Annotated in this window: 16 protein-coding genes, 1 tRNA gene and 1 pseudogene; 9 read left to right on the forward strand and 9 right to left on the reverse strand. The window is 67.5% G+C overall.

Annotation, left to right across the window (positions count from 1 at the left end; genetic code table 11):
- Positions 1 to 2 precede the first annotated feature (2 nt).
- From C8D81_RS12170 to C8D81_RS21295, 8 genes and pseudogenes are all read right to left on the reverse strand, one after another.
- Positions 3 to 2885 (reverse strand): annotated as a pseudogene (locus C8D81_RS12170) (DEAD/DEAH box helicase family protein); the annotation flags it as partial.
- A 15-nt stretch (positions 2886 to 2900) separates the two neighbouring features.
- Positions 2901 to 3314 (reverse strand): hypothetical protein, encoded by a 414-nt coding sequence (locus tag C8D81_RS21290; protein WP_208109250.1) that lies wholly within the window; start codon positions 3312 to 3314, stop codon positions 2901 to 2903.
- A complete protein-coding gene (locus C8D81_RS12175) occupies positions 3307 to 4128 on the reverse strand; it encodes a DNA methyltransferase family protein (RefSeq protein WP_094431308.1) in 822 nt (273 codons plus the stop codon). The genes C8D81_RS21290 and C8D81_RS12175 overlap by 8 nt, the downstream gene beginning before the upstream one ends.
- A 109-nt stretch (positions 4129 to 4237) precedes the next feature.
- The gene (locus C8D81_RS12180; protein ID WP_208109251.1) at positions 4238 to 5140 is read right to left on the reverse strand and encodes a pPIWI-associating nuclease domain-containing protein; all 903 of its coding nucleotides are present in this window, start codon (positions 5138 to 5140) and stop codon (positions 4238 to 4240) included.
- Between the two features lie 87 nt (positions 5141 to 5227).
- Positions 5228 to 5950, reverse strand: coding sequence for a hypothetical protein (locus C8D81_RS12185; RefSeq protein WP_094404378.1), 723 nt, complete (start codon positions 5948 to 5950; stop codon positions 5228 to 5230).
- Positions 5951 to 6232: 282 nt separating this feature from the next.
- Positions 6233 to 6305 (reverse strand) — tRNA-Ala (locus C8D81_RS12190).
- 157 nt (positions 6306 to 6462) lie between these two features.
- Positions 6463 to 7320 carry a DUF805 domain-containing protein gene (locus tag C8D81_RS12200; RefSeq protein ID WP_094402299.1) on the reverse strand — a complete coding sequence of 286 codons (858 nt, stop codon included), beginning with the start codon at positions 7318 to 7320 and terminating at the stop codon, positions 6463 to 6465.
- 135 nt (positions 7321 to 7455) lie between these two features.
- Positions 7456 to 8187: a DUF805 domain-containing protein gene (locus C8D81_RS21295; RefSeq protein WP_208109252.1), complete on the reverse strand. Its 732-nt coding sequence runs from the start codon at positions 8185 to 8187 to the stop codon at positions 7456 to 7458.
- 133 nt (positions 8188 to 8320) lie between these two features.
- Between C8D81_RS21295 and C8D81_RS12210 the strand changes: the two genes are divergently transcribed.
- The 5 genes from C8D81_RS12210 (at position 8321) to C8D81_RS12230 (ending at position 15367) form a co-directional block, all read left to right on the forward strand.
- Positions 8321 to 8740, forward strand: coding sequence for a DUF5318 family protein (locus C8D81_RS12210; protein WP_094356775.1), 420 nt, complete (start codon positions 8321 to 8323; stop codon positions 8738 to 8740).
- Complete coding sequence (locus C8D81_RS12215; protein WP_094402301.1) at positions 8733 to 11147, forward strand: transglycosylase domain-containing protein; 2415 nt, start codon at positions 8733 to 8735, stop codon at positions 11145 to 11147. Before C8D81_RS12210 ends, C8D81_RS12215 begins: the two co-directional genes overlap by 8 nt.
- A gap of 81 nt (positions 11148 to 11228) precedes the next feature.
- Positions 11229 to 13889 (forward strand): glycosyltransferase 87 family protein, encoded by a 2661-nt coding sequence (locus C8D81_RS12220; protein ID WP_094404379.1) that lies wholly within the window; start codon positions 11229 to 11231, stop codon positions 13887 to 13889.
- Complete coding sequence (locus C8D81_RS12225; protein ID WP_094431306.1) at positions 13877 to 14557, forward strand: DNA alkylation repair protein; 681 nt, start codon at positions 13877 to 13879, stop codon at positions 14555 to 14557. The genes C8D81_RS12220 and C8D81_RS12225 overlap by 13 nt, the downstream gene beginning before the upstream one ends.
- A gap of 114 nt (positions 14558 to 14671) precedes the next feature.
- Entirely contained in the window at positions 14672 to 15367 is a 696-nt protein-coding gene (locus tag C8D81_RS12230; RefSeq protein ID WP_094404380.1) for an enoyl-CoA hydratase/isomerase family protein, read from the forward strand.
- Positions 15368 to 15383: 16 nt separating this feature from the next.
- Here C8D81_RS12230 and C8D81_RS12235 read toward each other — a convergent pair whose 3' ends face one another.
- Positions 15384 to 16682, reverse strand: coding sequence for a PucR family transcriptional regulator (locus C8D81_RS12235; protein ID WP_094356770.1), 1299 nt, complete (start codon positions 16680 to 16682; stop codon positions 15384 to 15386).
- Between the two features lie 233 nt (positions 16683 to 16915).
- Between C8D81_RS12235 and C8D81_RS12240 the strand changes: the two genes are divergently transcribed.
- The 4 genes from C8D81_RS12240 to C8D81_RS12255 all read left to right on the forward strand — a co-directional run bounded on the left by C8D81_RS12240 (position 16916) and on the right by C8D81_RS12255 (position 20534).
- Complete coding sequence (locus C8D81_RS12240) at positions 16916 to 18127, forward strand: acyl-CoA dehydrogenase family protein (protein ID WP_166646794.1); 1212 nt, start codon at positions 16916 to 16918, stop codon at positions 18125 to 18127.
- Positions 18128 to 18188: 61 nt separating this feature from the next.
- Positions 18189 to 18716, forward strand: a complete 528-nt coding sequence (locus C8D81_RS12245) for a flavin reductase family protein (RefSeq protein WP_208109253.1) — start codon at positions 18189 to 18191, stop codon at positions 18714 to 18716.
- Positions 18713 to 19537: a 1-deoxy-D-xylulose-5-phosphate synthase N-terminal domain-containing protein gene (locus C8D81_RS12250; RefSeq protein WP_094404382.1), complete on the forward strand. Its 825-nt coding sequence runs from the start codon at positions 18713 to 18715 to the stop codon at positions 19535 to 19537. The genes C8D81_RS12245 and C8D81_RS12250 overlap by 4 nt, the downstream gene beginning before the upstream one ends.
- Entirely contained in the window at positions 19527 to 20534 is a 1008-nt protein-coding gene (locus C8D81_RS12255; protein ID WP_208109254.1) for a transketolase family protein, read from the forward strand. The genes C8D81_RS12250 and C8D81_RS12255 overlap by 11 nt, the downstream gene beginning before the upstream one ends.

The following is a 20534-nucleotide window of genomic DNA, read 5'->3' on the forward strand; positions in this document are numbered from 1 at the left end:
GGTCAGTCGCCTTCCGTCAGCATGTCGTCGACAATCTTCGCGCGCTGGGCGCTGGTCATCTTCGCGATGTTGCCCCACCGGAAGTGCCCGGAGGAACGCAGCCAGTCCTTGCGCTCCTCGACGCCGCCCGAGACGGCTTCGAGCGTGATCTCGTGGAAGATCCGGCTGTGGCTCATCTCAAACAGTTGCTTGGTCAGGATGTGTTTGAGCCGCTCCTTCGGATCCGGCATCCGGCTGGCCAACCCCGTCTCAAGACGGCGCACCAGCTCCATGAGGAAGAGACCCGCTGTGGAGAACAGATCAGCGAAGGTCTTCTCGGGGTCGGAGAAGATCCCAGGGTTCTCCTGCTCGAGGATGTCGACCATCATCTTGACCACGGGCTGTGGCGTGAAGACGAGCGAGGTCTTCTGCTGCGGGATGTAGGCGAAGATGTTCTCGGTCTGCGTGTCGTCGAAGTAGTCCGCCAAAGCTTCCTTCTTGTCGAGGAACTCTTGGATTGACTGATCGAATACGGCCTCGTCGAAGAGACCCGGGATCATCGTGACCGTGCCGTCTTGCTCGGTGACCTGCTGGCCATCGCGCAGGAGGCGGAACTCGACCTCACTGATGCCAGTGATCTCTTCGAACACGTCGTCGGGCGTGTAGTCGTCGAAGTTCGACAGCCGAGTGTCCCGGTCACCGTAGGCCATGAGGAACATCGGGATCGTGCGGGCGAAGCCGCGTAGGTGCGAGCGCGCGTCGTCCATAGTCTTATCGGCCCGCTTTTGCTCCTTCTTCTCCTCCTCCCGCTCGACCACCGTCCTGGTGATCGACTCGGACGTCTCCATCAAGATCTCGGCGACGCTGTCGTGGAAGGCTTTGTCCTGCTCGGCCTTCTTTGCCGCGATCGCTGAGGCTTCTGCTTCGGTCGGTGCCTCGGCCAGCTCGTCCTGGAGGTGCTTCGATGCGATTTCGTGCTCGACGCGCACACGCTCGTACTTCCGAGCGACCTCTGCTTCAGTGGCCTTCTCGTCGCGCTCAACCTGCTTCTTGGTCAGCCCATACTCGGTCTGCAGCTTCTCGCGGGTATCGCGGGCCTTCTCGGTCACGAGCTTAGCCAGCTTCTTGGCCACCTCAGCCGTGGAAGCACCCGGATCGGTCGGCGGGATGTCCTCGACCCGCCACACCGGAGCGCCGAGCTCGGCGACCTTCGGGTTGATGACAGTCTCCATGTCGACCTCGGCGTTGCCGTCCCGGTCCACGTTCGGCATCGGCTCGGGCAGCTCGAGATCCTTCTTCTTGAGCTTCCCCTGCTCGGCGGTCGGAAGCTTGTCGAGGATCTTCTTGACGTGGTCGGAGTACCGGAAGATCCCGGCGACGTTCGCGAACAGCAGGTTCGAGAGGAAGCCACGGCGCACGACTTCGCGGGCCTTGAACACCTTGGGGAACGTAAGGACCTGGGAAGCGTCCAGTTCGACCATTCTGCCCTCGGCGTCCTCGCCGATGACGGGAAAGAAGTTCAGGAGTGTCTTGATGTTCTCGCGGCGCACTCCCTCGTCGCCAGAGGGGTTCGGGCGGAGGTTGTTCGCGAACTCGTCGAAGATCGTGAGCGTGCGCTCTGGCGCGAAGTCGAAGATGTAGGCGTTCTTCTTTTGGTAGACCTGTCCGTCGCGCTCGAAGGTGCACGGATTCTGGGCGCGGAACGCCGCCTGCATGTACAGCGCAGGTGAAGTCACGTTGGAGAGCATCACGACGGCAGTCCACTCGGGGATCGTCACGCCGGTGGTGAGCTGGCCGACCGAGAGCGTGATCGTCCTGCCGCCGGTCTCTTCTGCCTCGGCAATGGCCTCGCGGACCTTGTCGAGGGACGCCTTCGACTGCACGAGGTCGCTGTCGTCGTCCGCACCGCGGCCGTCGCCGGCGGCCAGCACGACTGTGTACTCCTTGAACACCTCGTGCTTGTTCAGCATCCGCTGGAGAGCCTTCGCCGAGGCGACGCGGTCGAGCAGCCAGAAGGAGTGCCGGATCTCGTCACGAAGCTCAGGAGTCGAGAACGGGTACTTCTCGTTCACCGAGAGGCGGTCGAGAAACGTCTGGACGTCGGCTTCGTGCTCGAAGTATCCGTTGTCCTTGGTCCGGAAGAACTCTCCGAGGTCGAAGGCGTAGTCGATGTTCGCCTCGTCCTCGGCGATCGCGACGCCCTCAGCGAGGCGATCGCTGATCATCCGCGACACCTGGTAAGTGAGCAGGTTGAGCGTGGGCAGCGCCTCGTACGGGTTCTCCAACTCGGGGTCGTCCCACTCGGCGCGCGCGGTCTGCTCATCCTCATAGGTCCAGTTGAAGATCTGGTCCTGGTCGAACTTGCCAGCCGCGAGCGCCTTGAATGGCGTGCCCGACAGGTGCAGCGTCCGCCGACGCTTGATCTGGTCGAAGGCGACGTCGGTCTTGGTCGTGTCGACGCCCTCGTGCGCCTCGTCGATGACGAGCAGGTCCCACTCGAACTGCGCGATGTGCTTCAGCTTCTCGTGGCTGCCGCCGAAGTACACCGAGCCCTTGAGGTCCTGCAGGGAGAGGAACTCGACGATGCGCGGATCGTCGTCGTTCGTGTGCGAGACGTATGCCGACCACTGGTCGCGCGTCATCGTCGGGCGACCGTTGAGGGATGCCGACTCCGAGACGAACCGATAGGTCGTCTGGTGCCCAATGAAGCGCAGAAAGTCGTCGAGCCATGAATTCGCGATCGCGGGCCGGTTCGTGACGATGAGCACCCGGCGCGCGTCGAGTCGCCGCATGAGGTCGTAGGTGGTGAGGGTCTTGCCGAAGCGCGGCTTGGCGTTCCAGAGCACCTCGGTCTTGCCGGCTCCGAACGCCTCGAGAGCCTGCTCCACGGCCGCACTCTGCTCCGGACGAAGCTCGTAGTCCTATTCCAGGATGCCCGAAGCGTCGATCGAGAAATCGCCCGATGCGAAATCCAGAAAGTACTGCCGAGAGGTCTTCGGTGCGCCGTCGAACCGGTGCCACTCCGTGCGCTTCGGCCGCTCAGGCGTCGCCGGGACGCCGTCGCGTTTGATGCCGTGCTGCCTGAGGTAGGCGTGGAAGTCGTGGTCGGTGAACCGCCCGCCGTCAGGCGTCATGTATGTCGCCTTGAAGACCCAGTTGACCGTCTTGCTGATCGACAGCTGCGACGCCTGCTGGTCGATGCGCGCCTTCGCGCCGCCCTCCTGCTCGGTGTACCCGATCTTCTCCCAGCCCGCGTACTTCGGGATATCGGTCGTGGTCCACGAGTAGATCTGCGGTGTGATCTTCCGGAATGTGCTGATCTTCGGGCTAGACATCGGAGTTCGCCATCTTGTGGACGTGGCGGATCGGGCACGGCTCGTACGAGGCGTACACGCTGAAGTCAAAGGCTCCGACCTCGCGCAGCGCGTTAAAGGTGAACGGCTCTCTCTTGACCATCGATGGATCATTTGCTTGCCGGGTCCACCACGAGAACTCGATCTCCTCGCCGCCCGGCGTCCGCCCGGTGAGCGTGTTGCCGCGGACGATGTTCGTCGCGACGAGGAAGGTCGCGGCGCGATAGAGGTCAGTGCGAGGGCTGCAGCGCGTGCCGTGCGACTCGTGGAACTTCACGAACTCGTTGACGAGCGCCTCCTGCGCGTCTCGGTGGTTGTCCTCGAGCAGCTCGATCGCGTAGATCGAGGCAAGCGCGAACAAGGACTCGCGCGGCCAGACCGATGGGTCGAGCTGCCTCTCGATGGTGGCAAGCTTGCGCTGCACGATCGCGACCAGGAAGTTACCGTCGCCCGCCGCGGGTTCCAGGAACGTCTTGTCGACGAAGCCCTCTCCAGCCTCGAGATCGTCGCTGACGAGATCAAGCATCTGATCGACCATCGCGCGCGGTGTGAAGACCTCGCCGTACGTCTTGACGCGGTGCCGCGACTTCATGAAGAGGCGGTCTGCATCAGGGGAGCTCATGGTGATCGTCCGTCGGTAGGAGGTCAGCGGAACCGGGGCATCGTCGTACGGCGAGAGAGCGTCCTCGTCGACGTCGGATGCCGCGAAGGAGTTCGTGCTTCGGCGCGCCGCACGCATGGGGGCCATCGCCGGCGGAACTGCCGAGGGTGCGATTGCCGACTCGGCCATGTTCACCTGTTCCTTCTCGATCCGTACCCTGTATCAAGGACTTTACATCGCTTCGTGTATCAGGAACGTGGCATTTCGTCTCGTGTCAAGGGCCCGCTCGTTACGCAGCCGAGGCTCAGACGGTGCAGAGCGCGTGTATGAAGCCGATCGCCGACTCGACGCGGATGCGCAGCGCGTTGAGCTGGGTGATGGTGAACCGGCCGGCGTGGCCATGCGTCCCGTTGTTGAACTCGCGAAACAGCCCGAGGACGTTGTCCATGTCCTCCTCGACCAGGGTCTCGATCGATTCTTCCTCGATGCCCTTGCGCCTCAGGAGGAAGCCGACCTTGGCTCGCCGGGTTGGCACCCCCTTGTCCGTACGGTCACAGCTAGGCTCGACCTCCGCGACCCGGGAGTCTGGCGCTGCGCCATCAATCATCGCGATCAGCACCTCTCGGGCGCTGGTGCAGAAGTGGCGTGCGGCATCAGGGTTGCGCGGGCTAAGGGAGAACAGTGCTCCCGTCCATCGGTCGACCAGGTCCTGCCCAAACGTCGCGAGTTCGGTCTGCATGCTCGGGCTCCGCAGCTCGTCCTCGGTGGGGTCGTCCTCGGGCGTGCCGTCGCCCTCCATCGCGTTTAGAAAGTAGGCGCTGTTGGCCGCCTCCTCGCTTCCGAGGTCGATCAGCTCGCGTCCCGCCGGTGCGACCGGCCGTCCGGCCAGCCTGTCCTCGGTCTCGGCGTACGTCCGAGTGAGAGACTCGACTGACGCGCGATAGGTGACGAAGGTCGTCGCTGGGCGGGAGTTCAGGCGACGAATCTCCTGCTCGAGCCGTCGGCGCTGGTTCTCGACCCGGGCGTTGTGGGCGCGCGCCTTGGCGTTGTAGGCCCGCACGTCGCGGTTGTAGTCGTCGAAGGCCCTCTTAACCGCGGCATTGTTCCGCCGGGCCTCGCGGTTGTACTTGTCGATCGCCTGCTTCTGCTCGCGCTGCGCCTTGTTCACTGCGGCCTTGAACTGCGCGGGAGTCATCTTCCGGACCATGCCCTGAGTATGGCTACTGGCACCGACAGTTCCGGCCACAGTTGTCACGCCGGGCACACCGGTCATGTAGGTGATGGGCACTGTCGCTCAGCCCTCCTGGAGCCGCTGCGCCTCCGCCTCCAGTTCCCGAACTCTTGCCTCCAGCTCGGCCTTCGTCGGCTTCGCCGACCGCTTGGACTTCGCAGCCTCGGCGGCAGGTCCACGTGCGCTCGGCCCCTCGGCCTTCAGCCCGATGGCCTCGCCGTCGACGATGGTCGCGGGGTCGAGGCCGCACTCTGGACAGGCCCTCGCGCTCATGAACGCCGCGTGGAGGGTCTTGTGCGTGTAGTGCGCGGTCCGCTCCACGACGTGGCCGAAGTAGAGGCGGAGCCGCCACCTCATCAGTTGCTGGGGTGGCGTCGGTCGTCCGAGCAGCCGCGCGATCTCATCCCTCTGCGAGGGCGACATCGGCGGAGGCGGGCAGCACTTGCCGCAGTGAGTGGTCAGCGACCCCGAGACCGGGTGCCGATGAGAGCCGCAGGCGGGGTGGTCCCGCTTGTAGCGCTCTTGCTCGGCGTCATACCGGGCACGTTCCTCGTCGGTGAAGTACATCGTCCCCTTGGACTCCCAGTGCTCTTCGTCCCGATACGGCCGCCCGCAGCCAGGACACGGCTCCCCGGCGACGTATTGCTCCCAGGTCAGCGAGGGGACCTCACACCTGACCGCATCACGAATCTGCTCGCTCTGCCTCTGAGCCCACTCGGCCTTCTTGGTCGGCTCGAACGGAGCGTCCAGGTCCCCGCGCCGCTCGTAGTCCGTGATCTCCACCATGCATCGACGCTAACCCACCTCAAGGGACCGCCGTGGACGGCGGAAGTCGTGGTCGACGACCTGAATCTGCTAGGGCGCACCGGGCGCACCAGGTCAGATCGGTGTGGGAGCCGCCTCGTGTTTCCGCAGGTCGAGGGGGGCGCACAAGACGCACGCAACTCAACACGGATTACTACCAAGATTCATTATATCGCTACTAGTAGTCGAGGCACCTGCCGAGCCGCCGAGCAACGGAAGAGGCCGTCCCCACCTCGTGGAAACGGCCTCTGACCTGCGGTTTTGTGGAGCGTAGGGGAGTCGAACCCCTGACCCCCGCCTTGCAAAAGCGGTGCTCTACCAGCTGAGCTAACGCCCCGTATTGAGTTGTAGCAGCCTGCTTGCAAAGCAGGTGCGCTACCAATTGCGCCATAGCCCCAAGGCTGGTACCGCGCGGGCCGAAGATCAAGCGTACCGGCAAGGCGAAGGGGGCGCCACCGCGATGGTGACGCCCCCTCGGTTGCCGAAGCGGTGGCTCAGGCCTGGGAAACGGGCTGCGAGCCGTCCGGGTTGTCGTACTGGACGCCCTCCGGCTTGGACTCGCCGGCCAGGAGGACGAGCAGGATGATGCCGCCGACGAACGGGATCAGGCTCAACAGGTACATCCAGCCGGACTTGCCCGTGTCGTGCAGTCGGCGCACGGCGCTGGAGAGGCTCGGGATCAGGGTCGCGAGGGCCCAGAGCCCGTACAGCCCGATCAGTGCGGTCGCCATGCCCGGCGCCGTGTCACCGCTGCTTGCCGCGTTGGTGGTCATGATCGTCGCCGGCAGGTAGAGGACCAGGCCCACGATCACCTGCAGCAGGAACGGCCACCAGTACTCGGACTTCGAGGCGCGGCCGTAGAACTGCGCGTAGTTCTTGAAGTAGAGCTTGATCGCCTGGCCGAAGCCGACGCTCGGACGCGGCGCACCGGCACCCGCGGCGGCGCCGTAACCCGCACCGTAGGGCTGGGTCTCGGTGCCGTAACCACCGGCTCCGTAACCGCCCTGGTCGTAACCCTGCTGCTCGTAGCCGCTCTGCTGCTGGCCGTAGTCCTGCTGCCCGTACTCCTGCTGGCCGTAGGCCGCCTGCTGCTGGCCGTACTCGTTGGCCGACTGCTGGCCGTACTCGTTGGCCGAGGGCTGACCATAGCCACCGGACTGCTGGCCGTAATCGCTCTGGCCGTAACCACCGGACTGCTGCCCGTAGTCGGCGCCCTGCCCGTAACCGCCGGACTGGCCGTAGTCGCCCTGGCCGCTCTGCCCGTAGCCACCCTGCTGGGGGTACTGGCCCTCACCGCCCTGGCCCTGGCCGTAGCCGCCGCCCTGGCCGTAATTGTTGTTGCCGTAGCTCATTCTCTCCCCTTCATTGAGTGGCAGATGCCGCTGCGCTGACGAGCCTGCCGTATCCCAGGTTCCATTTCCACCGATTCGACCCCATCAGCCGGGCAACAATCCGGTGACAACTTCGCCGCCCAGTGAATCGCTCGGTCAGTCCACCGCCGGCTGAGTGCCGTCCGGGTTGTCATAGCGGACGCCCTCGGGCTTGGATTCCATGCAGCACATCACCAGCGGGGCGATCCAGCCGACGTAGGGCACCATCCCGATGAGCGTCATGAAACCGGAGAAACCGGCGTCGTGCAGGCGGCGTACCTGCAGCGCCAGCAGCGGGACGAACACCGCCAGCATGCCGACGAACATCACCAGCATGAGCACCACGCCCGGTCCCTCGGTACCCGATCCGGAGTTGCCGCCGATCGTCACCACCGCAACGACGGCAGCCGTGAACACCAGGTAGACCACGAGCAGGGCCAACTGCACCCACCAGTACTCCGACCGGGATGCCCGGCCATAGAAGTTGGCGTAGTTCTTGAACATCAGCCTGATCGCGGTGCCGAAACCGACCGAGGGTCGCGGCGGATGCGCCGCGTCGTAGGCGTACATCCCATAGCCCGGTCCGTACGCCCCCGGGGCCGGGTAGGGCTGCCCGTACGGCTGCTGCTGGTAACCCTGCTGCTGCGGCGCGTAGGGATCGTGGCCGATGTAGCCGCTCGGTTCGCTGGTCTGCTCCTGGCCGTACGCCGACTGCTGACCATAGCCCGACTGCCCATAACCGGACTGCCCATAACCGGACGGCTGCTGCCCGTGACCCGGCCCGTTCTGGTATCCGTTCGGGTCGTGACCCTGTCCGTAACCCTGCTGGCTCACGTCGACCTCTCTCATTCGGTACGCCAATGGCTGCGTCTGCGACCGTGGTCCAGTCTTTCACGGCAGGGGTCCGACAACGGTGCCGAACCTGCCCCCCACGCGGTTCCGCGGCAGGCCAGCCATGGATCGGCGACGTACCCTAGAGCCCATGTGGTCCCGCAGGGAGGTCATCGACTACTCGCTGCAGCGCCGGAACACCCTCTCGGCGCTGCGGTCGCGCGTGCGTACGCTCACCCCGAACGACGCCTGCGACGCCGACCCGATGTTGATCCGAGCCGCCCTGCACCACGGCGAAGAAGCCGACGACCCGTGCCCGATCTGCCGGCACCAGCCGATGGTCCACCTGAACTACGTGTTCGGTGACCAGCTCGGTCAGTACTCCGGCCGGATCAAGAACACCCACGAACTCGAAGCCATGCAGGACGAGTTCGGGGAGTTCAAGGTGTGCGTGGTCGAGGTCTGCACCGAGTGCGGGTGGAACCACATGATCCAGTCCTATCTGCTCGGGGACGGCCGCAAGCGTCGTCCACCGCGCCGCCAGCAAACCGTTGAGGATATCTATGGCTGAACCCGCCAAACGCTCTGCCAGCTCGAAGTCCACGGGTAGCAGCCCACGGAGGTCGAACCAGAAGCGCGGGGGCGGCGGTGCCAAGCCACGCAGCAGGGGCAGGACCATCGCGCTGCGCGTGCTCACCGGCGCCCTCGTGCTCGGCCTGGTCGGCGCGATCGCCGGCATCGTCGGCGTCGCCTGGGCGTACCAGCGCACCACCATCCCCGACCCGAACGCCGAGTTCCAGACCAACACCTCCTACGTCTACTTCAACGACGGGGAGACCAAGCTCGGCAATTTCATGATCCAGAACCGGCAGTCGATCGACTACGACAAGATGCCGGCCTCGATCAAGGACGCCGTGGTCGCCGCCGAGAACCGCACCTTCTGGACCGACGGCGGCATCTCGATCTCCGGGATGATCCGGGCGGCGTACACGATCGCCCGCGGCGGGGAGATGCAGGGCGGGTCGACGATCACCCAGCAGTACATCAAGATCCTCTACCTGAACTCTGAGCGCACCCTGAACCGCAAGTTCAAGGAGCTCTTCCTGGCCGTCAAGCTCGGCCGCGAGGTGCCCAAGGAGCAGATCCTGCAGGGCTACCTGAACACCATCTACTTCGGTCGCGGCGCCTACGGCATCCAGGCCGCCAGCCGGGCGTACTTCAACATCGACGCCGAGAAGCTGAGCGTCCCGCAGGCCGCGGTGCTGGCCAGCATCGTGAACAACCCCTCCGCCTTCGACCCGAGCGACCCCGACGACCAGCAGCGGCTGCTGGACCGCTACCGCTACACCCTCCAGGGGATGGCCGAGCTGGGGAAGATCTCCCAGGCGCAGGCCGCCGAATACGGCCAGCAGCTGCCGGAGTTCCCCGACGTGCCGAGCAACCAGCGGTACGCCGGGACGAACGGCTTCCTGCTCAAGATGGTCGAGCAGGAACTCGCCGCCAAGGGTCTCAGCCAGGCCGACATCGCCGGCGGCGGGCTGAAGATCGTGACCAGCTTCGACAAGGCCGCCCAGGACGCCGCCGTCGCGTCCGCGCAGAAATACACCCAGCAGGCCGCCAGCCGGGCCAGCAAGAAGCAGGACCCGAACAACCTGCACGCCACCATCGCCTCGGTCGACAACGCCTCCGGTGAGGTGCTGGCGCTCTACGGCGGCCCCGACTATCTGAAGAGCCAGAAGAACTGGGCGACCACGCCCCGCCAGACCGGCTCCACCTACAAGGCGTTCGCGCTGGCCGCCGGGCTGCGCGACGGGTTCAACCTCTACAGCACCTTCCAGGGCGACACGTTCACCCCGAAGGGCGACTCGGTGCCCTCCCGCAACGAGTTCTCGATGCAGTACGGGCCGGTGAACCTGATCGAGGCCACCGCGCAGTCGATCAACACCGCCTTCGTCGATCTGACCACCCAGCTCAGCGACCGCGGCCAGAGCAATGGCCCGGAGAAGGTGCTGAAGGCCGCCGAGGACGCCGGTGCCCCGCGCGGCGCCGGCTGGGATCCGGCCTCCAACCGGATCACCCTGGGCATCCCGGAGGTCAGCCCGCTGGCGATGGCGGGGGCGTACGCCACCTTCGCCAACGACGGCAAGCAGATCACCCCGCACGTCGTCCGCGAGGTCTTCGACGCCCAGGGCAACTCGATCTACAAGGCCGACACCGCCGGCAAGCAGGCCTTCGACACCGGTGTGGCCCGGGACGTCACCTACGCGCTGTCCAACGTGGTCGAGCAGGGCACCGGTCGTTCGGTCGGCACCCTGGATCGTCCGGTGGCCGGCAAGACCGGTACCGCCGGTGTCGAGGACGACGTGATCTCGTCCTGGTTCGTCGGCTACACCAAGCAGATCTCCACCGCGGTGATGTACGTCGCCGGGGACCAGGGCACCGGTGACCTCGACCCCTACGCCCGGCCCGGGGACCAGACCTTCTTCGGCGGCTCCTATCCGGCGATGACCTGGGCGGACTACATGAAGACCGCGACCAGGGGCCAGAAGGTGCTGGACTTCCCGAAGCCGGCCTTCGTGAACCGCAACAAGGCCCGCAACACCGCACCCACCAAGTCGAGCGCGGTGACCGCCCGGCCCACCCCGCAGGCCTCCAGCGCGGCCCCCTCGACGACCCGTCCGCCGGAGACCACGCGTCCGCCGGAGACCACCCAGCCGCCCACCACCACCCAGCCGCCGACCACGACGCGGCCGCCGGAGACCACCCGGCCGCCGGAGACCACCCGGCCGCCCGAGACCACCCGGCCGCCGACCACCCAGCAGCCGACCTTCGGGGGTGGCAACAACGGTGGTGGATCCGGCGGGTCCGGAGGCTCCGGGGGCTCCGGGAGCGGCGGTTCCGGCGGTGGCCAGCAGGGCCAGCGGGAGACCCAGGCGCCGTCACAATCGGCCCCCTTGGAGCAGATGGCCACGCCGTAACCCGATTCCCCCTAGTCTGGCTCCTGCGCACGCGCCCGCGTGCGCCCAGCCACCTGGTGTGGAACGGCGGAAAGGAGTGGCGTGGCACGGTCAGGCCCACCGACGACGGTCGAACCCTTCGGCCAACTCGTCACCCGATTCGTCGGCGGACCGCTCGGCCGGCACGCCCAGCTGATCTCGGGCACCGCCCGCAGGGCGTACTCCTGGTTCAACCCGGCGACCGTCGCACTGGCCGTCGCCACCTTCATGTGGGTGCTCACGGTGATCCGCCAGGACCCGTGCCGACAGACCGTGCCCGGGGTGCAGCCCAACGGCTTCATCGAGCAGTGCTATTCCGACATCCCGGCGCTGTTCCGCAGCCGCGGGCTGATGGACGGCAACACCCCCTACTTCGACACCGGCAACTACCAGGTGCTCGAGTACCCGGTGCTCACCGGAATGTTCATGGAGCTGATGCGGCTGATCACCGTCGCCCTCGGCGCCCCGGTCGGCCCGGGCCTCAACGAGCAGCAGGTGATCGACTCCACCAACCTCTACTACTCGGTGAACATGGTGGTGCTGTTCGCGCTGCTGGTCGTGCTGGTGCTCGCGCACATCGCCAGCACCCCCGGCCGCGGCTGGGACACCCTGATGATCGTCGCCTCCCCGTCGATCATCCTCACCGGGCTGATCAACTGGGACATGCTGCCGGTCGCGCTGACCACGCTCGGCCTGCTGTTCTGGCAGCGGAAGAAACCCGGCTGGGCCGGGGTCATGCTCGGCCTGTCGATGGCGGCCAAGTTGTACGCCGGCTTCCTGCTCGGGCCGCTGCTGCTGCTCTGCCTGCGGACCGGCAAGTGGCGCGAGTTCCTGCGTACCCTGATCTGGTTCCTGATCGCCTGGGTGGGTGCGAACCTGCCGGTGATGATCGGCGCCCCCGAACAGTGGATGGCGTTCTGGACCTTCAACTCCGACCGGGCCGGTGACTTCGGGTCGATCTGGTATCTGTTCGTGCTCGGTGAGAACCCGGTCGTCGACCTCAACCTGGTCTCCACCACCTTCTTCCTGATCGGCTGCGCCGCCCTCGGCGTACTGATCCTGCTCGCCCCGCAACGCCCCCGGATCGGCCAGGTGTCGTTCCTGGTGCTGATGGCGTTCCTGCTGACCAACAAGGTCTACTCGCCGCAGTACGTGCTGTGGGTGCTGCCGTTCCTGGCGATGTGCCGCCCCAAGTGGCGCGACTGGTTGATCTTCGGCGTCGGTGAGGCGCTCTATGTGATGGCCATCTGGGGCCATCTCGGGCAATACCTCAACCCGGCCGGCGGCGGCCCGGACAAGATCTTCTGGGCCGCCACCATCCTGCGGATGCTGACCCAGCTCTGGGTGGTCGGCATCGTGATCCGCGACATCCTGCAGCCGCGCTTCGACCTGGTCCGCAACGGATCCCTGCCCGGTGACCGCTCCGCCTACATCGACGACCCGACCGGTGGCGTGCTCGACGGCGCCGCGGACACCCCGTTCTGGTCGATGGTGCAGCGCCGCGGCAGCGAGGCGCTCGCCGGCGTCCGCTCGCTGATCCCGCCGCGTACCGTGCCGGGCACCCCGATCCCCGGCCTGCGGATCCGGATCGATCGCTGGGACTCCGCCGGGGCCCGGTGGACCGCCGCGGTCTGGGTGCTCAGCCGGGGCCTGCTGATCGCCGTCGCGCTGTTCGCGATGTCGGAGAGCGGGCGCACCTTCAGCCAGGTGCTGATGAACTGGGACGCCGAGCACTACGTCGGGCTGGCCCGGGACTGGTACCAGTACACCGGCAATCCCGAGATCGACAAGCGGATGGCCTTCTTCCCCGGCCTGCCCGCGCTGCTCAAGGCGGCGATGGTCGTCGGCATCCCGGGGGAGTACGCCGGGATGGCGATCTCGCTGGTGGCCTCCGTCTTCGCCGCCGCCGCGCTCTACCGGACGGGCGGCTTCTGGGCCGCCGCGCTCTGGCTGACCGCGCCCACCGCGATCTTCACGATGATGCCCTACACCGAGTCGCTGTTCTGCGCCTTCGCCTTCTGGGCCTGGGAACGCGCGCGCTCGGACAAGTGGTGGCAGGTCGCGATCCTGGCCTCGGCCGCCTGCTCGGTGCGGGTGTCGGGACTCTTCCTGATCGGCGCGCTCGGGATCATGATCCTGACCTGGAAATTCCCCAGGGGCACCAGTGTCCCCGAGCGGATCATCGGCTGGCTGCAGCGGGCGATGTATCTGCTGCCACCGGCCGGGGTGATGGTGCTCTACGCGGCGTACCTGAAGAAGCTCACCGGCTCCTGGATGATGTGGTACGAGGCGCAGGCGATGGGCTGGTCCCGCGGCTGGACCGCGCCGTGGCAGAGCGTGCGGACCACCTTCGATGTGATCCTCTCGACCCAGTACGACAACAGTCCCGGCTGGGATCTGGTGTTCAGCTTCGAAATTCTGTCGATGGCCTTCGGGCTGCTCGCGGTCGGTTTCCTGCTGCGCCGCCGGATGTGGGCCGAGGCCGCCTGGGTCGGCGTCCAGGTGCTGGCGTTCTCCACCTCCGAGTGGTTGTTCTCGGTCAACCGGGCGGTGCTGCTCTGGTTCCCGCTCTGGCTGATCGCCGCCGAGCTGATCGCCTGGAAGCCCGCCACCCGGCGCGGGGTGATCATCCACCGGGTGGTGCACATCTCCTGGATGATCGGCTCGGTGGTCATCATGATGTGGTGGGCGCGGATGTTCTATCTGGGGCAGTGGTCCAGTTAGACCTGGTCACCGCGATCCTGGAGGATCTGGCGGCGGCCGCGGACCCCGAACGCGCGGAATCCCTGCGGGCGTACCTGAAATCGGAGCTGCCCTGCCACGGCATCGGCAACGCTGCGGTCCGCCGGCTCGTGGCTGCCCGGGTACGCGGGGTGGCGCTGACGGTCGGGGAGTGGGAGGCGCTGATCCGCGCGCTCTGGGACCGGGCGAGCCATCGCGAGGAGCGGTTCGCGGCCCTGTCGGTGGCGCGGGCGCGGGAGTTCCGGGCGTACGCCGAACGGCCGGAATCGCTTGTGCTGTATGAATATCTGATCCGCACCGGGGCCTGGTGGGATCTGGTCGATGAGATCGCACACCTGGTCGAGGAGGTGCTCGTCGCGCATCCGGACGAGTCGGCGGGGGTGTTGCGGCGGTGGGCGGTCGATGACGATGTCTGGGTACGCCGGGTCGCGATCACCGCACAGCTGCACCGCGGCGCGCAGACCGATCTGGCGCTGTTGAGCGAGGCCATCGCCGGATCGGTGGACGACCCGGATTTCTTTGCCCGCAAGGCGATCGGCTGGGCGCTGCGGCAGTACGCCCGCACCGACCCGGACTGGGTGCGTGGCTATCTGGCGGCCCATCCGGAGCTGTCGCCGCTGTCGGTCCGCGAGGCCAGCAAGCACCTGTAGCGGCTGTTCACCGTGCACAAGCCGACCCGCGGAGTTGTCGCCTCGGCACATGGTTCCGCGGGCCGCCCCGCCAGCACACTGGCTGCACCGAACCGAGACGAGGGAGGCCGGCCCATGGCGCACGACTCGACGATCACCAGCCACGACGACGACAGCATCTGGATCACCCTGGCCCGCGGCGAACGGAACATGCTCGATGCCGAGCTGACCCGCTGGCTGGTCGATGCGATCCGGGAGGCCGACGGCGCCGAACCGGTCGCGATCGTGCTCACCGGCGCGGGCACCGCGTTCTGCGGAGGCGCCGACGGGCCCCACCTGCGCGAGACCGGCACCGCGCGCGAGTTCGCCGACGCCTGCATCGACCTCTTCGAACTGCTGAACGGCATGGGTACGCCGGTGATCGCGGCACTGAACGGGGACGCGCTGGCCGGCGGGTTCGCGCTGGCCTGCTCCACCGACATCACCCACGCCGTCGCCGATGCCCGGATCGGCACGATGGAGGCGACACTGGCTGGCTGGCCGTGGATCGCCCAGGCCCCGGCGGTCGCGCGGCTGCCGGCCAAGGCCGCCCTCACCAATCTGCTCACCGGCATCCCCTTCGACGCCGCCCGCGCCCGCGAGCTCGGCCTGGTCGATGAGGTGGTCGACCCCGCGCGGCTCACCGAACAGGTGCAGGAGACCGTCGAACTGCTGCGCCCCGGCAGGGCCGCCGCCCGGCGCGGCCGGCCGATGCTGCGCGGCATGCTCGCCCCGAATCTGGCGGCCGACCTGCGCGCCGGTGCCGAGGAGTTCGTGGTGGCCTTCGGCTGAGCACCGGGCCCGCCGGTCACTCGTCCTCGATGAGCACCCCGGGCATCCACTCCACGATCGTCAGGGCACATCGGATCCGGGTCTGGTCCCAGTCCCCGCCGAGCAGCTCCTCCAGCTGACGCAGCCGGTAGCTGACGGTGTTGCGGTGCATGTAGAGGGCCTGCGAGGCCGCGGCGACACTGCCGCGGCAGTCGATCCAGGCGGCCAGGGTCTCCCGCAGCTCGGCCGAGCGGGCATCGGTCCCGGCGATCGGGCCGAGGGTGCGGCGTACGAACGAGCGGGCCCGGTCGAAGTCACAGGTGAGCAGGGAGAGCAGCTCCACCTCGGGATAGGCGATCACCCGGCGGCTCGCCGACGGACCGTGCCGGGCCACCCGGGCGGCTGCGGTGGCCTCGGCGTGGGTGGCCGCGAAACCGCGGATGCCCGGCTGCGGCGTACCCACCGCCGCCCGCAGCGCTGCCGGCCAGCGCTCGCTGGCCAGCACCTCACCCACCGGAACCCGCGGATCGCCCAACCACAGTTCCAGGGTGATGCCGTTGCCGGCGAGCAGATGGTCGGTGCTCTCGGTGGCCGTGCTGATCTCCCGCGCGATCGCGGGGAAGTCGAAGAGCCGCACCGCATCCAGATCGACGCCGTCGAACCAGAGCACGCAACCCACGTGCGGGAGCTCGAGGTCGTAGCCGAGCGCCTGGCTGGACTCGGCCACATCGCCCTGGCCGAGCTGCACCAGCCGCCGCGCCAGCCGGGCCCGCTGCTCGTCGGCATCGCCGAGCCAGGCGTCCTGCTGCCGGTGGTACTCCTCACCGATCCGGCCGATGAAGCTCGACCAGGCCGAGGTCACGTCCCGGGTCATCCGGCTGATCGCGGCGACCCGCTCGCTCTCCGGCACCAGCTGAGCGATCGCCTCCATCAGCTCCTGGATCAGGAATTCCTGGCCCGCATGCATGTTGCGGACCACCTCGGGCAGCGGAATCTGACTGCGCACATAGGAGCCGACGTTCTCGATCGGTTCGAAGGAAGCGAACAGATGGCTCGGTTCCCCCGAGACCAGCGCGGCCAGGGTGTCCAGGGTGGTCGCCTCGGTCGCCCGCCGCAGGGTCTGCCGCTCCTCCTCCGAGCGCGAACCCGGCCAGTCGGTCAGCGAATCGAGGATGTAGGTCGCCATCCGGGCGCCGACCTGGATGCCCCACGCGGTCGCCCGCTCCCCGATCACCCTGCTCACCCGGCGACGCACGCTGAGCGAGGTCACACCGAGCATCGTTCCGGTCGAATCGAGACGGTGCACCCAGTCGTGGGCAACGGCGGTGTTGCTCATGAGGTGAGCCTAAGGCCGCCATGACCCCCGACAAGCCCCGCGGACAAGGCATGTGCTGGGCGTACCAGCGGTTGTGCACCGGTACCAACTGTGAGCTGGGTCACCACATCGGATGTGCACCGGCTCACAATCGGGGCCGTCGATGTCGTTCCGACCGCCCATTCCGCTCGACCGGGTGGGCGCGGAGGGTGAGGGAATCCTCTGATTCACCTCACTGTCGACGGGAGTCACGCATGACCACCACCGTGAAGGATGCCGGAACCGACACCACCGCGCCCGATGAGGAACTCATCGCCCGCGCCACCGGCCTCAAACGGGTGATCGCCGACGGAGCCGCCGAGGGCAGCGAACTGGGGCATGTGCCAGACCAGGTGATGCAGGCCATCCGCGATGCGGGGTTGCTGCGGCTGACGGTGCCGCGGCGCTACGGCGGTTTCGAGACCAACCAGCGCACCTTCACCGCGGTGCTCACCGAACTGGCCCGCGCCGACGGTTCGACCGGCTGGTCGGCGATGCTGCTGAACATCGGCAACTGGTTCGCCACCACCTTGAGCAAGCAGGCCCAGGATGATGTCTGGGGGACCGACCCGGATGCCACCACCTGCACCGTGCTCGCCCCGCAGGGCAAGGCGATGCGGACCGAGGGCGGCTACCGGGTCAGCGGGAAGTGGGGGTACGCCTCCGGCTCGTTCGCGGCGACGCACGGCCTGCACGGCGTCCTGGTCGAACAACCCGACGGCAGCATGCGGCACGCGCTCGCGCTGATCTGCCCGGGCCAGTGGCGGATCGAGCGGTCCTGGAATCCGATCGGGATGCGCGCCACCGGCAGCGACACGGTGATCGTCACCGACGAGTTCGTCCCGGCACACCGGATCCAGTACTTCGACGACATGGTCGAGGGCCGGTACGCGACCGAGTTCCAGGCCACCGAACCGCGCTCCCGGGCACCCTTCCTGCCGACCGGGACGATCATCTTCGCCGCGGTGCTGCTGGGGCTGGGCAAGGCCGCCTTCGAGCAGTCGGTGGAGCGGATGAAGAACAAGGGGGTCGTCGGCACGGCGTACACCCAGAGCAAGGAATCCCCGACCCACCAGATCTCCGTCGCCCGCGCCGCCGGTCTGATCGACGCCGCCGAACTGCTGATCCAGCGCTCCTGCTTCGACATCGACGACCACGCCCTGCACGGTGCGGGACAGATGCCCGAGCTGAACCGCGCCCGGATCCGGCACGACACCGGCATGGTCGTCGAGCTGGTCACCGAGGCGGTGGACCTGCTGCTCAAGGCCGCCGGTTCCAGCGCCTATCTGGAGGGCACCCCGCTGAGCCGGGTCTTCTGCGACCTCGGCATGGGTGGCAGTCACGTGCACGCCACCCCCGGCATCGCCAACGACAACTACGGCAAGCTGCTGCTCGGTTCCAGCACGCCGATCCCCGCCCACGTCTGAGGCCGGTGCGATGACCGCCCTCGCGACCCGACCGATCAGCCATCCTGGAAGGGAATCCGTCGTGGAACCCGGAACCATGCGCCAGGTGCTCGGCCACTATCCGACCGGTGTCTCGGTCGTCACCGCGCTCGGCGCCGACCAGTGCCCCGTCGGGCTCACCATCGGCACCTTCAACTCGGTCTCCCTGGACCCGCCGCTGGTGGCGTTCTATCCGATGCGCAGCTCCCGCAGCTTCACCGAGATCCGCGCCCACGGGGCCTTCGTGGTCAACGTGCTCGGCTCCCGGCAGGACTACTACTGCCGGGCCTTCGCCCGGGACCGTGACCAGCGGTTCGCCGGCATCGACTGGACACCCGGCCGATCCGGTGCCCCGGTGCTCACCGCGGCCGCGGCCTGGATCGACTGCACCATCGAGCGGATCGAGGAGGCCGGCGACCACTACTGGGTGCTGGGCCGGGTGCAGGCACTCGATATCGGCACCGGGGAGGAACCCCTGGTCTTCTTCAAGGGCGGTTACGGCCGGCCCAGCGACCTGTCCGATCCGCGCAGCCGTTGGCACGTGGATGTCGATCTACCGGAGGAATCATGACCACCGACACCACCGCGCCCACCCTGGCCCGGTCCGCCGAGCAGCTCGCCCGCCGGATCCGGTTGCGGGCGGTGCAGATGATCAGTCCGCACGGGTACGGCTATCTGGGGCAGGCACTGTCCTCGGCCGAACAGCTCGCCGTGCTGCACAGCGGTCACCTGCGCCAGGGCATCGACCGATTCGTCGTCTCACCGGGGCACTACATCATCGGGGCGTACGCCGTCGCCCGCGAGGCCGGCCGGTTGAGCGATGCCGACCTCGCCGACTACGGCAACGACGGTGCGCTGCTGGAATCCATCGGCACCGAGACCAGTCCCGCGGTCGACCTCACCTGCGGGTCGCTCTCCCAGGGCCTGTCCGGTGCGCTCGGGTTGGCCCTGGCCGACCGGTTGCACGGTTCCGAGGGCGACCGCAAGACCTATGTGCTGATCAGCGACGGCGAACTGGAGGAGGGCCAGACCTGGGAGGCGGCGATGTTCGCCGGACATCACCGGCTCGGTGATGTCGTGGTGCTGCTCGATGCTAACGACTCCCAGGTCGACGGGCCGGTCAGCTCGATCACCACCGTGGAACCGATCGCGGACAAGTGGCGGGCGTTCGGGTGGTACGCCGAGGACGTCGACGGGCACTCGGTGGAACAGCTCGATACCGCGCTGAGGAGGGCCATCGACGACCCGCGGCCCGCGGTGGTGATCGCCCGCACCTCCACGGTGCACGGGCTGGACTGCCTGCCCGCCGATGCCGACGGCCACTTCATCAAACTGCCCGCCGACCTGGCCGCCCGGGCACTCGCCGAACTGGAGGACGACGATGATGCATGAGCCGCCCTATCCGACGGTGCTGAAACCCTACGGCCGGGCCCTGGTCGAGCTCGCCGCCAAGCGTCCGGAAATCCTTTGCCTGTCGGGAGATCTGACCCGCCAGTGCGAGGCGGACCTGTTCGCCGAGGCGTATCCGGATCGGTTCATCCTCGCCGGGATGGCCGAGGCGAACATGATGTCGATGGCCGGCGCGCTCGCCCGTGAGGGATTCCAGCCCTGGGTGCACACCTTCGGGGTGTTCGCCACCCGCCGGCCCTTCGACCAGATCGTGAACTCGATCGCCTACCCGAACCTGCCGGTCCGGTTGATCGGGTTCATGCCCGGCGTCTCCACCCCCGGTGGGCCCAGCCATCAGGCCATCGAGGACGTCGCGATCATGCGCGCGCTGCCGAACATGACCGTCATCGATGTGGCCGACGCGGTCCAGATCGAACAGGTGGTGCCCGAGATCGCCGACCTGCCCGGTCCGGTCTATCTGCGGTTGAAGCGCGGTGAGATCCCGGTGATCTTCGACGACACGCACCGGCTGCGGGTCGGCCCGGTGCAGCCGTTGCTCGACGGCGCCGAGCTGTGCCTGGTGACCAGCGGGATGATGCTGCCGGCGACCCTGGCCGCGGCCCGGGTGCTGCGCGAGCACGGGGTGGCCGCGGGGGTGGTCAATGCGCCCACCCTGAAACCCTTCGACGCTCCCGGTCTGCTGGCCGCCCTCGACGGGACGCGCGGGGTGATCAGCATCGAGAACCACACCATCATCGGCGGACTCGGCAGCTGCGTCGCCGAAACCCTCGCCGAGGCCGGTGTCGGCGTACCGCTGCGCCGGATCGGGCTCGATGACACCTTCGCCGAGGGGTCGAAGACCGCCCCCTATCTGTTCGAGAAGTACGGACTGTCCAGTCAGCGGATCGTCAACACCGCTTGGGAACTGCTCGGCCTGGCCGGTGCCGCACCGACCGTCGTCCAACCCGAGACCGAGGCCGGCGAGTATGCGCCGGTGTGA

This window comes from Enemella evansiae (genome assembly GCF_004362375.1).
GTDB classification, from domain to species: Bacteria; Actinomycetota; Actinomycetes; order Propionibacteriales; family Propionibacteriaceae; genus Enemella; species Enemella evansiae.

Coding starts and splice junctions, on each gene's coding strand:
- C8D81_RS21290 (WP_208109250.1), bottom strand. CDS start 3,314: ATGTCTAGCCCGAAGATCAGCACATTCCGGAAGATCACACCGCAGATC.
- C8D81_RS12180 (WP_208109251.1), bottom strand. CDS start 5,140: ATGGTCCGGAAGATGACTCCCGCGCAGTTCAAGGCCGCAGTGAACAAG.
- C8D81_RS12185 (WP_094404378.1), bottom strand. CDS start 5,950: ATGGTGGAGATCACGGACTACGAGCGGCGCGGGGACCTGGACGCTCCG.
- C8D81_RS12200 (WP_094402299.1), bottom strand. CDS start 7,320: ATGAGCTACGGCAACAACAATTACGGCCAGGGCGGCGGCTACGGCCAG.
- C8D81_RS21295 (WP_208109252.1), bottom strand. CDS start 8,187: ATGAGAGAGGTCGACGTGAGCCAGCAGGGTTACGGACAGGGTCACGAC.
- C8D81_RS12210 (WP_094356775.1), top strand. CDS start 8,321: ATGTGGTCCCGCAGGGAGGTCATCGACTACTCGCTGCAGCGCCGGAAC.
- C8D81_RS12215 (WP_094402301.1), top strand. CDS start 8,733: ATGGCTGAACCCGCCAAACGCTCTGCCAGCTCGAAGTCCACGGGTAGC.
- C8D81_RS12230 (WP_094404380.1), top strand. CDS start 14,672: ATGGCGCACGACTCGACGATCACCAGCCACGACGACGACAGCATCTGG.
- C8D81_RS12235 (WP_094356770.1), bottom strand. CDS start 16,682: ATGAGCAACACCGCCGTTGCCCACGACTGGGTGCACCGTCTCGATTCG.
- C8D81_RS12240 (WP_166646794.1), top strand. CDS start 16,916: ATGACCACCACCGTGAAGGATGCCGGAACCGACACCACCGCGCCCGAT.
- C8D81_RS12250 (WP_094404382.1), top strand. CDS start 18,713: ATGACCACCGACACCACCGCGCCCACCCTGGCCCGGTCCGCCGAGCAG.
- C8D81_RS12255 (WP_208109254.1), top strand. CDS start 19,527: ATGATGCATGAGCCGCCCTATCCGACGGTGCTGAAACCCTACGGCCGG.